The sequence below is a fragment of the Streptosporangium sp. NPDC023825 genome (assembly GCF_040639575.1).
In the GTDB taxonomy this organism is placed as follows: domain Bacteria; phylum Actinomycetota; class Actinomycetes; order Streptosporangiales; family Streptosporangiaceae; genus Streptosporangium.
The window spans coordinates 83,280-98,347 of sequence record NZ_JBFAAE010000031.1; the positions used below are offsets into that span (position 1 = coordinate 83,280).

General features: G+C 71.9%; 14 protein-coding genes. 11 read left to right on the forward strand and 3 right to left on the reverse strand.

Translation table 11 applies throughout. The annotated features are described in order from the left end of the window. The first annotated feature begins 67 nt into the window (after window positions 1-67). From AB0G15_RS25405 to AB0G15_RS25425, 5 genes are read left to right on the forward strand one after another with little or no spacing between them, the layout of a single operon-like run. Window positions 68-2,605: a glycoside hydrolase family 97 catalytic domain-containing protein gene (locus AB0G15_RS25405; RefSeq protein WP_362844280.1), complete on the forward strand. Its 2,538-nt coding sequence runs from the start codon at window positions 68-70 to the stop codon at window positions 2,603-2,605. Next, window positions 2,602-3,954, forward strand: a complete 1,353-nt coding sequence (locus tag AB0G15_RS25410) for an extracellular solute-binding protein (protein ID WP_362844283.1) — start codon at window positions 2,602-2,604, stop codon at window positions 3,952-3,954. Before AB0G15_RS25405 ends, AB0G15_RS25410 begins: the two co-directional genes overlap by 4 nt. After that, entirely contained in the window at window positions 3,951-4,898 is a 948-nt protein-coding gene (locus AB0G15_RS25415; RefSeq protein WP_362844286.1) for a sugar ABC transporter permease, read from the forward strand. The genes AB0G15_RS25410 and AB0G15_RS25415 overlap by 4 nt, the downstream gene beginning before the upstream one ends. Beyond that, window positions 4,891-5,790, forward strand: a complete 900-nt coding sequence (locus AB0G15_RS25420; RefSeq protein ID WP_362844289.1) for a carbohydrate ABC transporter permease — start codon at window positions 4,891-4,893, stop codon at window positions 5,788-5,790. The genes AB0G15_RS25415 and AB0G15_RS25420 overlap by 8 nt, the downstream gene beginning before the upstream one ends. A 26-nt stretch (window positions 5,791-5,816) precedes the next feature. Beyond that, window positions 5,817-7,985, forward strand: coding sequence for an alpha-galactosidase (locus AB0G15_RS25425; protein ID WP_362844291.1), 2,169 nt, complete (start codon window positions 5,817-5,819; stop codon window positions 7,983-7,985). 165 nt (window positions 7,986-8,150) lie between these two features. Here AB0G15_RS25425 and AB0G15_RS25430 read toward each other — a convergent pair whose 3' ends face one another. Further along, window positions 8,151-9,014 (reverse strand): helix-turn-helix domain-containing protein, encoded by an 864-nt coding sequence (locus AB0G15_RS25430; RefSeq protein WP_362844293.1) that lies wholly within the window; start codon window positions 9,012-9,014, stop codon window positions 8,151-8,153. A gap of 201 nt (window positions 9,015-9,215) precedes the next feature. Here AB0G15_RS25430 and AB0G15_RS25435 point away from each other — a divergent pair, with 201 nt between their 5' ends. From AB0G15_RS25435 to AB0G15_RS25455, 5 genes are all read left to right on the forward strand, one after another. Continuing rightward, window positions 9,216-9,947: an SDR family NAD(P)-dependent oxidoreductase gene (locus tag AB0G15_RS25435; RefSeq protein WP_362844295.1), complete on the forward strand. Its 732-nt coding sequence runs from the start codon at window positions 9,216-9,218 to the stop codon at window positions 9,945-9,947. 47 nt (window positions 9,948-9,994) lie between these two features. Beyond that, window positions 9,995-10,867 (forward strand): hypothetical protein, encoded by an 873-nt coding sequence (locus AB0G15_RS25440; RefSeq protein ID WP_362844297.1) that lies wholly within the window; start codon window positions 9,995-9,997, stop codon window positions 10,865-10,867. Between the two features lie 201 nt (window positions 10,868-11,068). Next, window positions 11,069-11,413 (forward strand): metalloregulator ArsR/SmtB family transcription factor, encoded by a 345-nt coding sequence (locus AB0G15_RS25445; protein ID WP_362844299.1) that lies wholly within the window; start codon window positions 11,069-11,071, stop codon window positions 11,411-11,413. Next, window positions 11,403-11,879, forward strand: coding sequence for an SRPBCC domain-containing protein (locus AB0G15_RS25450; RefSeq protein ID WP_362844302.1), 477 nt, complete (start codon window positions 11,403-11,405; stop codon window positions 11,877-11,879). Before AB0G15_RS25445 ends, AB0G15_RS25450 begins: the two co-directional genes overlap by 11 nt. Next, a complete protein-coding gene (locus AB0G15_RS25455) occupies window positions 11,876-12,502 on the forward strand; it encodes a dihydrofolate reductase family protein (RefSeq protein WP_362844305.1) in 627 nt (208 codons plus the stop codon). Before AB0G15_RS25450 ends, AB0G15_RS25455 begins: the two co-directional genes overlap by 4 nt. Before the next feature lie 91 nt (window positions 12,503-12,593). On the opposite strand, the gene AB0G15_RS25460 is transcribed toward AB0G15_RS25455, so the two are convergent. Then, complete coding sequence (locus AB0G15_RS25460) at window positions 12,594-13,184, reverse strand: DUF305 domain-containing protein (RefSeq protein ID WP_362844308.1); 591 nt, start codon at window positions 13,182-13,184, stop codon at window positions 12,594-12,596. A 417-nt stretch (window positions 13,185-13,601) separates the two neighbouring features. Here AB0G15_RS25460 and AB0G15_RS25465 point away from each other — a divergent pair, with 417 nt between their 5' ends. Further along, a complete protein-coding gene (locus AB0G15_RS25465) occupies window positions 13,602-14,747 on the forward strand; it encodes a transglycosylase SLT domain-containing protein (RefSeq protein WP_362844311.1) in 1,146 nt (381 codons plus the stop codon). Between the two features lie 6 nt (window positions 14,748-14,753). Here the strand turns inward: AB0G15_RS25465 and AB0G15_RS25470 are convergent. Next, the coding region (locus AB0G15_RS25470; protein WP_362844313.1) for a MerR family transcriptional regulator at window positions 14,754-15,068 on the reverse strand (315 nt) is incomplete at its 5' end.

Genomic DNA, 15,068 nt, shown 5'->3' on the forward strand with positions numbered 1-15,068 from the left:
CGTCATTGATATGTGGCGGTGGCTCCCCACCGCCCGAGCAGCCGGACGGCATCTGATGGAGAACGTGGTGACCGACGAAGTACGCTCCAGACCCGCGGCGAACGCGGGTCCGGTCGACGCCCGGGTCGAGAACACCGGCACGGGAGTGCGGTTGACCGTCACCTGGCGGGAGGAGATCGTCCTCGACCGGGTCCCGCTCGGGTTCGTGCTCGACGGCACGGAGCTGGGGACGGCGGACGCGGAGCTCGTGCGCGTCTCGGAGCGTACGGTCCGCGACCGGTTCCGCGCCCGCTCCGGCAAGTCGGTCGGCGATCATGATTACGAGCACCGCGAGAGCGTGTACGCCTTCCGCGAGGCCGGCGGTGTCGAATGGCAGGTCGTCCTGCGCGTCGCGCGCGACGGCGTCGCGATCCGCTACGCGCTGCCCGCGCTGGACGGGACCGCCCGCGTCACGGGTGACCGCACCGCCGTCACGCTTCCGGCCGGGTCGCGGAGCTGGGTGCTCGACTACCAGACCTGGTACGAGACGCCCCGCTCCGGGGTCGACAGCGCCGAGCTGGCGAGCGGCGCGTACGGGTTCCCGTTCCTGGCCCGGCTGGACGCGGAGAAGCACGTACTGATCACCGAGTCGGGGATCGACGGCCGGTTCGCGGGCGCGCACGTCGAGGCGGAGGAGTCCGAAGACGGCGGGCGGACGCTGCGGTTCGCCCTCGCCGACGAGAGTGTCGAGGTCACCCGCGGCGTCGTCACGCCCTGGCGGGTCTTCCTCGTCGGGACCCTGGCGGAGCTGGTGTCCTCGCTGCTCGTCGACGAGCTGGCGCCCGCCGCCTCCCCCGAGCTGGAGGAGGCGGCGTGGGTCAGGCCGGGGCGGGCGGCCTGGTCGTGGTGGTCGGACTTCTACTCGGGCGCGCAGCTGGACAGGCAGAAGCACTTCGTCGACGTCGCCGCCGACCTCGGCTGGGAACACCTGCTCATCGACTGCGGGTGGGAGGAGACCTGGGTGCCGGAGATCGTCTCCTACGCCGCCGCCCGGGGCGTCCAGGTGCACCTGTGGACGATCTGGCGCGACCTGAACAGCCCGGAGGACCTGCGCAGGCTGGCGCTGTGGCGGTCCTGGGGCGTCGCCGGGATCAAGGTCGACTTCATGGAGTCGGAGTCGAAGGACCGCTACCGCTGGTACGACACGATCCTCGCCGAGACCGCGCGGCTCGGCCTCATGGTGAACTTCCACGGCTCGGTCATCCCGCGCGGCTGGGCGCGCACGTTCCCGCAGGTGATCGGGTACGAGGCGATCCGCGGCGCCGAGTACTACGTGTTCTTCGAGAACCAGGCCCTCACCGCCGCGCACAACGTCGTCCAGCCGTTCACCCGCAACGTCGTGGGCGGCATGGACGCCACGCCGGTCGCGTTCGGCGCCGCGAACCGCACGACCAGCGACGGCCACGAGCTCGGGCTGTCGGTGGCGTTCGAGTGCGGGATCACCCACTTCGCCGATCATGTCGACGCCTACGCCGGACGCCCGCTCGCGGCCCGGTTCCTGGCGGAGCAGGCGCCGTACTGGGCGGAGACGGTGCTGCTGGCGGGCGACCCCGACAGCCACGCGGTCATCGCCCGCCGGGCCGGCGACCGGTGGTTCGTGGGCGGCATCGCCGCCGGGGAGGCCCGGACGATCCGCGTGCCGCTCGACGCGCTCGGGGTGGGGGCGGACGCCCAGGTGTGGATCGTGGGCGACGCGTCGCCCACGACCGGTGAGGTGCCCGCGACCGGGCTCGTGGAGAGGGCCACGACCGCCGGTGACGCGATCGACGTCGAGGTCGCCCGCGACGGCGGCTTCGTCGCCATCGTGGCCCCGGCGGGCACCGACGTGTTCCGGGCCGCGCCCCGGCCGCGTCAGGCCGTACCGGCCGTGTACCCGGCCGTCGCCGAGGTCGGCGCGGACGGGACGGCGTCGATCACGACCGACGCCGGGGTCCGGCTGCGCCTTCCCCCGGGGTGGTCGGCCGATCGCGTCGGCGAGACCGGCTGGACCGTCCGCCCCGACGCCTCGCTGCGCCCCGGACGTCTCGGCGTCGTGACGATCGAGCGGGACGGCGACGGCGAGGGCGACGGCGAAGGCCGGATGCCCGTCGTCTCGCACGCGCGCGTCGTGCGCCCGCTGACGCCCGGCGACCACGCCCTCTCGGACCTGCCGATGATCGCCTTCGTCAACGACGACGGGCCCGTCGAGCGGGACCTGTCGAACGGGGCGGGCAACCCCGGCGACGGGCGGCCCATGCGCGTGGCGGGCCGGGGGTTCGAGCGCGGCCTCGGCACGGCGCCGTACTCGGAGGCGCGCTTCCACCTCGGCGGGCGCGTGGAGACGTTCACCGGCGCGGTCGGGGTCGACGACGAGTCGACCGGCGGCGCCAGGGTCCGCGTGCTCGGTGACGGCCGCGAGCTGTTCACCGCCGTCGTCGAGGCGGGCAGGCCCGTCACGGACTTCGACGTGGAGGTGCTGGGCGTCCAGACCCTCTGCCTGCGCAGCGAGACGGCCACGCCGGACGACGCCGGCGTGCACGTCGACTGGGTCGACACGACCCTGCACGTCCCACCCACGAACCGATGACACGAGCCGATGACACCGCGCCGATCACGACGACCGGCGCACAGCACGATCGACAGCGCAACCAGAGGAACACCATGAAGAGCACGTGGATGGCGGCCGTGGCGATGGTCACGGCGACGACACTTCTCACGGCCTGCGGATCCGGATCCGGATCCGGGTCGGGATCGGCTGCCGCGCCGGGCGAGAAGGTCACCCTCACCTACGCCAACTGGAGCGAGGACCAGACTCCCGCGATGGAGCAGATCGCCGCGGAGTTCCAGAAGGCGAACCCGAACATCACCGTCAAGGTCCAGACGCTGCCGTGGACCGAGTACTGGTCGACGCTCCAGGTCGGCGCCGCGGGCGGCACCGCGCCCGACGCGTTCTGGATGCTCGCCGACCACTTCCGCGAGTACGCGAAGGGCGGCCAGCTGCTCGACCTGTCGGAGACGGTCAAGGCGGGCGGGATCGACACGGCCGTCTACCCCAAGGCCGTCACCGACTCCTACACCTACGAAGGCAAGCTGTTCGCGCTGCCGAAGGACTTCGACACCAACGGCATCTGGTACAACAAGGCGCTCTTCGACGCCGCGAAAGTCGCCTACCCGGACGACACCTGGGGCTGGCAGGACGTGCAGGACGCCGCCAAGAAGCTGACCGACAAGGCCAAGGGCGTGTGGGGCGTCGCGGCGCCGATCGACCCGCAGGGCGGCTACTACAACACGATCCTGCAGGCCGGCGGGTCGATCATCAACGCCGAGGGCACCGCGTCCGGCTTCGCGAGCCCGGAGAGCGTCGCCGGCCTGAAGTTCTGGACCGACCTGCAGGCGGCCGGCTCGTCGCCGACGCTGCAGCAGCTGTCGGACACCGAGGCCGTCTCGATGTTCGAGAACCAGAAGGTCGCCATGTACTTCTCCGGCGCGTACTGGGCCTTCCGCTTCCACAAGAACGCCGACCTGAAGGGCAAGGTCGACGTCGCGCCGCTGCCGCAGGGCGTCAAGCGCGCCACCGTCACCAGCGGCATCGGCAACGCCGGGTACGCGGGCAGCAAGCACCCGGAGGAGCTGAAGAAGTTCCTGGCCTTCCTGGGCGGGACCAAGGCCGCCGAGATCCAGGCCGCCACCGGGACGGTGCTCCCCGCCTACAAGGGGACGCAGCAGCCGTGGCTCGACGCGATGCCCGAGTTCAAGCTGAAGGTGTTCATCGACGCCATCGAGTACAGCGTCCCCCTCCCGGTCGCCGGCAACGCGTCGGAGTGGCAGGGCCTCGCCGCGGAGTATCTCGCCCCCGCGTGGGACGGCAAGAAGCCCGTGCAGGACGCGGCCAAGGAGTACCAGGCCGCCGTCGACGAGGTGCTCGCGAAGCAATGACGTCCGTGACGACGAAGCCCGCGAGGGCGACGGAGCCCGTACGGCGGCCGGCCGGCCGCCGTACGGGCGTCGGTCAGCCCAGCGGCTGGTGGGCGGCCGCGTTCGTCGCCCCGGCGGTGATCGGCCTGGCCGCCCTCTACCTGTGGCCGTTCCTGTCCACCATGATCAAGAGCTTCCAGGACGTTCCGGCGTTCGGGCCCGCGACCTTCGTGGGGCTGGACAACTACGCGAACCTCGTCGGCGACGAGGACTTCTGGAAGGCGTTCGGCAACTCCGCCCTCTACACCGCGATCATCCTGCTCGGCATCCCGCTCGCCATCGTGCTGGCGGCGCTGATCGAGCAGGTCGGCCGGGGGCGCGCGGTCTACCGGGTGCTCTTCTTCCTGCCCGTGGTCACCCTGCCGGTCGCGATCGGCATGGTCTGGCGGTTCATCTACAACGGCGACTTCGGGCTGCTGAACTCGGTGCTGTCGTGGTTCGGCGTCCCCGGACAGTTCTGGGTGGCCGACCCCCGGTTCACGATCTACGCGTTCGGCGTGGCCGGCATCTGGATGGGCCTCGGCATCAACCTGATCATCCTGGGCGCCGGGCTGCAGGCCATCCCGAAGGAGCTCTACGAGGCCTCCGCCCTGGACGGCGCGGGCCGGGTACGGCAGTTCCGGCACATCACCGTGCCGCTGCTCAGCCCGAGCATCTTCTTCGTCACGATCCTCAACGTGATCGCCGCCCTGCAGATGTTCGACCTGATCTTCGTCATGTTGCGCGGGGTGAACAACACCGCCCTCGCCGACTCCAAGACGATCGTCTATCTCTTCTACGAGAAGGCGTTCGTCCAGTTCGACCAGGGCTACGGCGCCGCGATCGCGATCGTGCTGCTCATGGTGATCATGATCGCCACGGCCCTGCAGTTCCGCCTCCAGAGATCGTGGGTGTTCTATGGCTGAGACCACCGCCGTCGAGACCACCGCCGCTGGAACCGTCGCCGCCGGGAGTTCCGGGCCGCGCCCCCGGCGGCGCGGGAAGGCGGGCACCACCTGGCCGATCCACGTCGTTCTCAGCGTCGCGGCCGTCGTCATGGTGGTGCCGTTCGTCTGGCAGATCCTCACCCTGTTCAAGTCGACCTCCGAGGCGACCAGAATCCCGCCGACGATCCTGCCGGAGAGCTTCGGCCTGGACGCGTTCGCGACGTTCTTCACGACCGTGCCGTTCTGGTCGATGTTCGCGGTCTCGGTCGGCTCGCTGGTCCTGCGGGTCGCCGGCCAGCTCGCGGTCGCGGCGCTCGCCGGGTACGCCTTCGCCCGCATCCCCTTCCGGGGCCGCAACCTGCTGTTCGGCCTGTTCATCGCCATGCTGATGGTGCCGAGCCAGCTGTTCCTGATCGGCCAGTACGAGCTGATCCGCGGCGTGGGGCTGCTCGACACCCTGCCGGCGCTCGCCATTCCCGGCCTGTTCTCGGCGTTCGGCACCTTCCTGATGCGCCAGGCCTTCCTCACCATGCCGAAGGACTACGAGGAGGCGGCGCGGCTCGACGGCGCCAACACCTTCCAGGTGTTCTGGTACGTCATGCTCCCGATGGCCAGGCCGATGCTCGCCGCCCTCGCCGTGCTGACCGGCCTCTACTCGTGGAACGACCTCCTGTGGCCGCTCATCGTCTCGCCCTCGGGGGAGAACCGGCCGCTGCCGGTCGGGCTGGCGGGGCTGCAGGGACAGTTCGGTACGGACTACCCGACCCTCATGGCGGGGGCGTTCGTGTGCTCCGTCCCGCTCGTGATCGTCTTCCTGCTCCTGCAGCGGCAGTTCTTCGCGGGCATCGCGAGCAGCGGGCTCAAGGGATGACGGAAAAGATGGGTAAAGATCATAAAGTGAACGACACCACGAACGACGTACCGGTACACCTGCGCGCCGGGGGCACCAGCCTCGTCGTCGCCGTCGACGGCGGCCGGCTCCCCCGCGTCCTGCACTGGGGGGCGGACCTCGGCCCGCTGGAGGACGGCGCCCTGGCGGACCTGCACCGGGCCGCGCTCCCGGCCATCGGCGACAGCGCGGTCACCTACCCGCAGCCCGTCCCGGTGCTCCCCCAGCTGGCGGAGGGCTGGCTCGGACGCCCCGGGCTGGTCGGCGACAGCGACGGCCGCCGCTGGGCGCCGAAGTTCCGGAACGCGACCTACCACCTCGACGGCGAGGCCGGCGGCGGCCCGGTGCTGCGGAGCACGGCGCACGACCCGGAGTACGGGCTGACCGCCGACATCGAGATCCAGGTGCTCGCCGCCGGCGGCCTCGTACGGCAGCGGGCCCGGATCACCAACGACGCCGGGACGCCGTACCGCGTCGGCGGCCTGGAGACGGCCCTCCCCGTGCCGTCGGACGCGTCGGAGGTCCTCGACCTGACCGGCCGCTGGGCGCTCGAACGCGTGCCGCAACGGCGCCCGTTCCACGTCGGGGAGTGGGTCCGGGCCTCGCGGGGCGGCAAGCCGGGCCTCGAGCACACGCTGCTGCTCGTCGCCGGTGAGGAGGGGTTCGGGTTCCGGCACGGGACGGTGTGGGCGACCCACCTCGCCTGGAGCGGCAACCAGGTACTCGCCGCCGAGCGGACCCCGGCGGGCACCAGGCACCTGGCGGCGGGAGAGGCGCTGCTCGCGGACGAGGTGGTGCTCGGGCGGGGCGACTCGTATCAGAGCCCGTGGCAGTACGGCTCGTGGGGAGTGGGGCTGGACGACCTCGCCTCGCGGTTCCACCGGTACCTGCGGTCGCGCCCCGAGCACCCCCGCTCGCCCCGGCCCGTCGTGCTGAACACCTGGGAGGCCGTCTACTTCCAGCACGACCTCGCGACCCTGGCCGCGCTCGCCGAACGCGGGGCGGAGATCGGCGCCGAGCGGTTCGTGCTGGACGACGGCTGGTTCCTCGGCCGCCGGGACGACACCACCTCGCTGGGCGACTGGACGGTCGACCCGGCCGTCTGGCCGGACGGCCTCGAACCGCTCGTCGCCCGCGTGCGCGAGGCCGGCATGGACTTCGGGCTCTGGTTCGAGCCGGAGATGGTGAACCTCGATTCCGACCTGGCCCGCGAACACCCGGAATGGATCTTCGACGCGGGGCACGGCCCCGGCCTGCCCTCCCGCCACCAGCACGTCCTCGACCTCGGCCACCCCGGCGCGTACGCCCACCTCCTGGAGCGGATGAGCGCCCTGATCGGCTCGCTCGGCATCGCCTACATCAAGTGGGACCACAACCGGTACCTGCTCGACGCCGGCCACGGTCCCGAAGGGCGGCCGGGGGTGCGCGAGCAGGTCCGGCAGGCGTACCGGCTGATGGCCGATCTCAAGGCCGCCCACCCGGGGCTGGAGATCGAGTCGTGCGCCAGCGGCGGCGGCCGGATCGACCTCGGCGTGCTGGAGCACACCGACCGGGTCTGGCCGAGCGACTGCAACGACCCGCACGAGCGGCTGGAGATCCAGCGCTGGACCGGGCTGCTGGTGCCCCCGGAGATGCAGGGCACGCACATCGCCGCCGAGGAGACGCACACGACCCACCGCACGCATCCGCTCGACTACCGCGCGGAGAAGGCGCTGTGGGGGCACCTCGGCGTCGAGGTCGACCTGCTCACCATGGACGACGAGAGTCGCGCCGCGCTCGCGAGATGGGTCGCGTTCCACAAGGAGCACCGGGCACTGCTGCACTCGGGTGACGTCGTGCACGCCGACCTCGCCGACGCGGCGTTGCGCCTCCAGGGTGTCGTGGCGGCCGACCGGAGCGAGGCCCTGTACGCGTTCAGCGTCGTCGAGCGCCCGTCGACCTGGCCGCCGGGACGCGTCCGGCTCCCCGGGCTCGACGACGAGCGGACCTACACCGTCGAGGCCGTCCACCCGGGCGCCTCGCCCGCGCTCGCGCCCGGCGCCGTGCTCCCGCCGTGGCAGTACGACGGGGTGACGCTGCCCGGACGGGTGCTGCGGCTCGTCGGCGTCGAGGCACCGTCACTGGACGTCGACCGCTCGGTGCTGATCCGCGTCGTGAGCCGGCCGGCGGCGCCGTGACCCGGGTGGCGGTCATCTCGCCTCCCGGGCCCGGGGCGGCGCCGTGACCGGGGCGGCGACGTCGTGACCCAGGTGGTGCGACCGGGTTCGCGTCGCGGCCCGGACGGCGGCGCCGTGACCCGGGCCGCGTGGCCGGGCTCGCGAGCCGCGGGAGAGCGCCCCGGCTCAGCCCTTGGCGCGGTTGCGGTATTCGGTGGGGCTGGCCTCGTGCATCCGCTTGAAGTGGCGGGAGAAGTAGAACGGGTCGGGATAGCCGACCTCGCGGGCGATGGTGGCGACGGTCGCGTCCGTCGTGTCGAGCAGCTGGCGCGCCTGCGCCATCCGCAGCGCCGTGTGGTGCGCGAGCACCCCGCCCCCGGTGGCGTGGCGGAACATCGCGCTCAGGTGGGAGGGCGAGACGCCGACCAGTGACGCCAGGTCGGCGACCCGTACCGTGCTGTCCAGCCGCTCGGCGAGGTAGGCCATCGCCCGCTGCAGGGGGTCGCCGGGCGCGGGCATGGCGCGGTCGACGACGATCTGCGTGAGGAGCTTCCACGCCGCACCGGCCGCCCCCATCCGGCTCGCCGGGGAGTGGTCGCGTTCGAGGATGGTGACGATCTCGTCCAGCAGCGCGACCGCCCGGTCGAGGCGCCGGATGGGGATCACCGGCCTGGACACGCTCGCGCCGATCTCCTCGACGAGCTCGGCCAGGTCACTGCCGCGGAGATGGCACCACCAGATCGTCCAGGGGTTGCCGGCGGACGCGCCGTAGGAGTGCGGGGCGCCACGCGGGATCACCAGGGCCGCGTTCGACCCGACGCGGTGCTGGGCGCCGCCGACGCTCGCCCATCCGGTGCCGGCCGTGCACAGGATGAGAATGGTCTCCTCGGTGCCGTTCGGCCTTGTCATCAGGTGGTCTGCCGCCTTGGGATAGTAACCGCAGTCGGTGACCATGAGGCGCCTGGTCACCGGGCGGGCGTGCGCCTCGGCGACGACGCGGCGCGGCACGACGGTGAGCCGCTGGTTGAGGAACCCCTCCTGGATCGGCACGGGAGCAGTATGGCACACGCCGTCGGATTGTCCAGGTAGTGCCGCGTAATGGACATTCCTCGCGGCCGGTCGCCGCGTGTTGACTGGTCCGTAGGGAACGACGACGTGACCGGTCCGCGAGGAACGGACGGCTCGCGTGCTCGGCCGATCGCGGAGGCCGTCCAGCCGGGCGGGCTCCCCACCATCTGGGGGATGTAGATCATGGGACGGGGATTGCTGTCCGGCAAGGTGGCCGTGGTGACCGGCGCGGCCTCCGGCATCGGCGCCGCGGTGGTGGACCGCTTCCTGGCCGAGGACGCGCGCGTGATCGCGGTCGACCTGGCCGGGCAGGGCCCCGACCGGCCCGGAGTGCTGGCGGTCACCGGCGACGTGGCCGACGCCCGCACCTGGCGGCGGATCGCGGACGTGGCGCGAACCGAGTTCGGGCGGCTCGACGTGCTGCACAGCAACGCCAGCGTGGTGACGCGGGCCCCCGCCCACGAACTGGCCGAGGCCGACTGGGACCGGCAGATCGCGGTCAACCTCACCGCGACGTACCTGGCGGTCCACGCGTGCGTCGGGCTCCTGCGGGCGAACCGGGGCACCATCGTGCTCAGCTCCTCCGTGCACGCCCTGGCGGGCCTGCCCTCGCACCCCGCCTACGCCGCGGCCAAGGGCGGCCTGGTGTCGCTCGGCCGCCAGCTGGCCGTGGAGTACGGCCCCGAGGTGCGGGTCAACACCGTGCTCCCCGGGCCGATCCTCACCCCCGCCTGGGACGGCATCGGCGAGGAGGACCGCCTGCGCAGCGTGGCCGGCACCGCCGCCGCGCGCTTCGGCAGGCCCGAGGAGGTGGCGGCCGCGGTGACCTTTCTCGCCTGCGAGGAGAGCTCGTACGTCACCGGGGCTTGCCTGGTCGTGGACGGTGGCTGGAGCGCGGTGAAGGACTCCGCGTGACCGGCCGGAATCGAGCAGATCAGGACGATCGGGAAGGGGTTCGCCGGATGGCGACGGTCCCGGTTCCGCTGAGCCCCCTCTTCGATCTCAAGCGCGGCGGCAGATGGACGTCGCTGGCAGGCGGCGGCCGCGAGTGGCTGTGGTCGCGCCCCGACCCCGCCCGGGAGAGCGTGCTCCCCGGCATGGACTTCGTCGACGCGGGCGGCCTGGAGGAGTGCCTTCCCACGGTGCGCGGCCTGCCCGACCACGGCGACGCGTGGAGCCGCCCCTGGAGCGGGTCGGCGGGCGAGGGCTTCGTGCGGGGCGACGGCTTCGAGCTGCGGCGCGCGGTCACCGAGGAGGCGGGGGCGGTGGTCGCCGAGTACCGCCTGTCGGCCGACCCCGGGTACGCGTTCGTCTGGGCCGCCCACGCACTGCTCGACCTCGGCGACCACGCCCGGCTCGTCGCTCCGGCGGGGACCCCCGCCAGGGTCTTTCCCGAGGCCGCGGGGATGCTCGCCCGTCCCTGGCCCTCCGGCGCCCCCTACCTGGAGGGCCGCTGGCCCGACCCGCTGGGCCTGCCGCTCGGCCGGTTCGGCCCGTGCGACGGCACCGCGGCCGGAGCCGTGCTCCGGTGCGCCGCCGTCCGGGTGGTGGACGGCCCCGACGTCCTCCACCTGCGGGTGGAGGCACCCGAGGGAGTGCCGGTGTCCACCGCGCTGTGGCGCAACCTCGGCGGATTCCCCGCCCACGCGCCGTACCGCAGCATCGGCGTGGAGCCGATGCTCGGCGCGGTCTTCGACCTGGCCGAGGCGGGACCGGGAGACGCCGCGGTGGTCCCGCCCTCCGGGGAGCTGACGTGGCGGCTGGTGCTGGCGGCCGAACGGATGGGCGACGGCGGAACGGATGGGCGAGCGACGGAGCGGATGAGCGACAGCTGAACGGATGGGCGACCGGCGGAACGGATGAGCGACAGCTGAACGGATGGGCGACCGGCGAACGGATGGGCGACCGGTTGAACGCTCTCCGCGGGCGCTCCCAGGACCGAGGGACGAGACCTGCCACCGCCGTGGCCGAGCACCTGGGACGACCCGAATACTTTGCCTTTGCGCTAAGTGTTTCCATGGACAATACTTAGCCGCATGGCACAGTATTCGGCCGAGCTCGACGGCGTGTTCGTCGCCCTCGCCGACCCGACGCGGCGCGGCGTCATCCGGCGCCTCGGCCGCGGCCCGGCGAGCGTGGGCGATCTCGCCCGCGAGTTCCCGATGACCCTGCCCTCCTTCATGAAGCACGTGCGAACGCTCGAGGCGAACGGCCTGATCCACACGATCAAGCTCGGCCGGGTGCGCACCTGCGTGCTCAACCGCGACCGTCTCGCTCTCGTCGACGGCTGGCTCGCGGAGCAGCACCGAATCTGGGAAGAGCGCACCGACCGGCTCGAACTCCTCGTCACCGACCTCAAGGAAACCGACCGTGAACCCTGATCTTGACCTGACCCTGCGGCGGATCATCCACGCCCCCCGCGCCGCCATATGGAGCGCGTGGACCGACCCGGCCCTCTTCGGGCAATGGTGGGTCCCCGCGCCGACCGTGTGCCGCGTCGACCGCCTCGACGTCCGGCCCGGCGGCGCGCTCCTGACCCGGCTGAGCGACGACGGGGTGAACTTCGTCCCGCACATGGACGCGAGCTTCCTCCTCGTCGACGAGCTCGAGCGGATCGTGTTCACGAACGCGATCGACAGCGCCTGGCGCCCCGCCGATCCCGCACCGGTGCTCATGACAGCCGAGATCACGCTGAGCGATCATCCGGACGGAACGGACTACCGGATCCTCGTCCGGCACGGCGATCCCGCCGCCCGCGCCCGCCACGAGGAACTCGGCTTCCTTGAAGGCTGGGGCTCGGCCACCAAGCAACTCGCCGTGTTCGTGGAGAGCCGGGCCGCACGATGAAGATCACTCTCACCGAGTTCGTCACCCTCGACGGGGTCAGCCAGGGCCCCGGCTCGCCGTCCGAGGACACCAGCGACGGCTTCACCCGGGGCGGCTGGCTCGTGCCCCACCTGGACGACCTCTTCGTCCGGCGTACCTCCGGCTGGCTCGACCTCGCCGACGGCCTGCTGCTCGGGCGGCGAACCTACGAGGCGTTCGCCCGGGACTGGCCGCGGATCACCGACCCGGACGACCCGTACACCGCGCGGATGAACTCGCTGCCGAAGTACGTGGTGACCAGCACCCTCACCGAAGGGAGCTGGCATCCGACGACCGTGCTCCGCGGCGACCCGATCCAGACCGTCGGGGAACTCAAGGCACGGCCAGGACGGGAACTCCAGATCCACGGGAGCGCGCGACTCGGCAACACCCTGCTGGCGGCGGGCCTCGTCGACACGCTCCGGCTCGTCGTCGCCCCGGCCGTGACCGGTTCCGGGCGGCGGCTGCTCGACCACCCGGGCGGGCCCGTCGGCCTTCGGCTCGTTCACCACGAGGTGACGGCGACCGGCCTGCTGCTGCTCCAGTACGAGACCGCCGGCGCCGCCCCGGTGGCGGAGTACGAGGGCGTCACGGCCTTCGTCTAGTGCGGTGACCAGGACCGGGCACCGTCTAGTGCGGTGACCAGGACCGGACACGCGCACCGGGCCGAGGTCACGGATCGTCCGGCCGGCGCGATCAGCCGTGGTGTCCCTTCTGCCGGCCGGTTTCCAGCAAGCGCTGCATCTGGGATATCTCGGCATGCTGGGTGTCCCTCACCTCGCGGGCGAACGCGGCGACCTCCCTGTGCCGCACGAGCCCGTGCCTGAGCAGATGCTGGGACAGCATCACCGCCACCTTGTGGTGCGAGATCATGTCTTTCAGGAACGTCTTGTCCAGCGAGTCACCCGACAGGTGCGACAGATCGCGCATCATCGGCTGGTAGCCGGCCTCCGCGGTGCGCCCTGGGTACCACTTGGCCAGCCACACCTTCATCCTGGCGACGTCGGCGCTCTGCGTGGCCACCATCGCCGCGCCCAGCCGGCGCATTCCCGGGCTGCTGGAGCGCCGAAGCTGTTCCGCGGCGGTGACGCCCTCCTGGTTGTGGGGCACCATCTGCGTCAGATAGTCGAACTCGCCGATCGCGGCCATATCGTTCATCCCGCCCGTTGACCGCTCGTCGGAGTTCGCCGGAGGGCGAGGCCGCTGGGTCGGCGCAAGCCGATCTTCGATCGCGGCCGCCACGATTACACCCGTCAACGCCACGATCGTCAGGATCAGTCCGAACAAGATCTTTATTGTCGTCGGCCGCACATTCCCCCCCTTCGGACAAAAGCATATTTATTACCAAATTTCAGGATGCATCGGGCATGGTTCGTGGAAACAGGGCTGTTTGGCGCATCGGATCAGGACCAAAGTCCTTCCCGGAGCAGCCGATCAACGTCGCCGCCCAGGTGGGAGTCCCGGAGGGCCGGATGTTCTTCCAGGTTCCCGGATGTCTTCGCCGGAGGAGAACCCTCGTGGCCGGCCGCACCCTCACCGACACGTTACGCGAGGCCGAGCGGCGCCTGCGGGCGGCACGGCTCGCCGGAGACGTCGAGACGCCGGCCAGGCCCGCCCCGGCGGCTGTGATCTCTCTCCCGCGCGACGAGTCCCGTTGTCGGGGAAAGCGGCCCGGGAGGCCACCGCTCGGGTACGTTGGGGCCGATGAACGATCAGCACGCGGAGGTTTCACGGCCGGAGCGCGGCCACCGGCCGAGCGGGCGGACGACGCCCGCGCAGCCTGACGTCTCGGAGGGCAGGCCGCGAGGCATGCGCGCGGGCCGGTCGCGCGGGAGGCCGGTGGCCGCCTCGCTCGTCGGCCTGGTCGTCGCGATCTCCGGCTGCGCCGCCTCACAAAGCGCCACCTCACAGAGCGCCGCCTCCTCGCAGGACGCCGCCTCGCGGGACGCTTCCTCGCGAACGGGTGCCGCACGGGACACCACCTCGCAGAGCGCCGCCGCCCCGAAGACGACACCGCCGCCGTCGGCGGAATCCGCGGGCCAGACCCCCGCGGGCCAGGCGGCATCCGCTCTGCCCGCCCCGGACGCGGCGATCCCCGCCGACCCCTCACGACTGGCCCGTTCCCTCACCACCACCACCGCGCAACTCCGGCGCGCCATCGACGACTGGAGACGCGAGGGCGACCCCGCCAAGGGGCAACCCCCTGAGCCGGTGGTGCTGCTGGCCCTGCACCAGCAGCGCATCTACCGCTACCTGGTCCTCAACCCGAAGATCGCCTCCCGCACCTACGCCAGGCTGCCGAAGGCCCTGGCCGGGGAGGCGAGGGACAACGTGACGGCGGGCCGGGGCCTGCGCTCCCTCGTCCGGCCCATCAGCGGAGCGGCGAAGTTCCGTGTCCAGCCGGCCAAGCCCGCCGATTTCCTGCTCGGCCACTTCCGGTACGCCGAGCGGAAGTTCGGCGTCGACTGGGAGGTGCTGGCGGCGGTGATGTTCGTCGAGACCAAGTTCGGCCGGGTGCGGTCGCCGAGCCACACCGGCGCCAAGGGGCCCATGCAGTTCATGCCGCGAACATGGGCCGCCTACGGGATGGGCGGTGACATCCAGGACACCCGCGACTCCCTGCTCGCCGCGGCCAACTATCTGCGCGCGTCGGGGGCGCCGCGCGACTACCGGCGCGCGCTGTACGCCTACAACCACTCCTACGCGTACGTCGACGCGGTGCAGCTGCACGCCCGCCAGATCAAGCGGGACATCAGGAACTACTACGCGTACTACAACTGGCAGGTGTTCGTGGTCACCACCCGCGGAGACCGCCGCCTCACCGGCCCCGGCCTCACACCCGGCGGGTGAGGTTCCTCACTGACGGTCGCGGCTCCGCTGGAGTTCGGTGTTGATGCGCAGGGCCTCGGCGAGCTGGTCTTCCAGGATGATGATGCGGCAGGCCGCCTCCAGGGCGGTGCCCTGGTCGACCAGCTCGCGGGCGCGGGCGGCCAGGCGGAGCTGGTAGCGCGAGTAGCGGCGGTGGCCGCCCTCGGAGCGCTGCGGCTCGATCAGCTTGGCGGTGCCCAGGTTGCGGAGGAACGCCGGGGTGACGCCGAGCATCTCGGCGGCCCGGCCCATGCTGTAGGCGGGGTAGTCCTCGTCGTCGAACCGGTGACCGGAGACGTCACC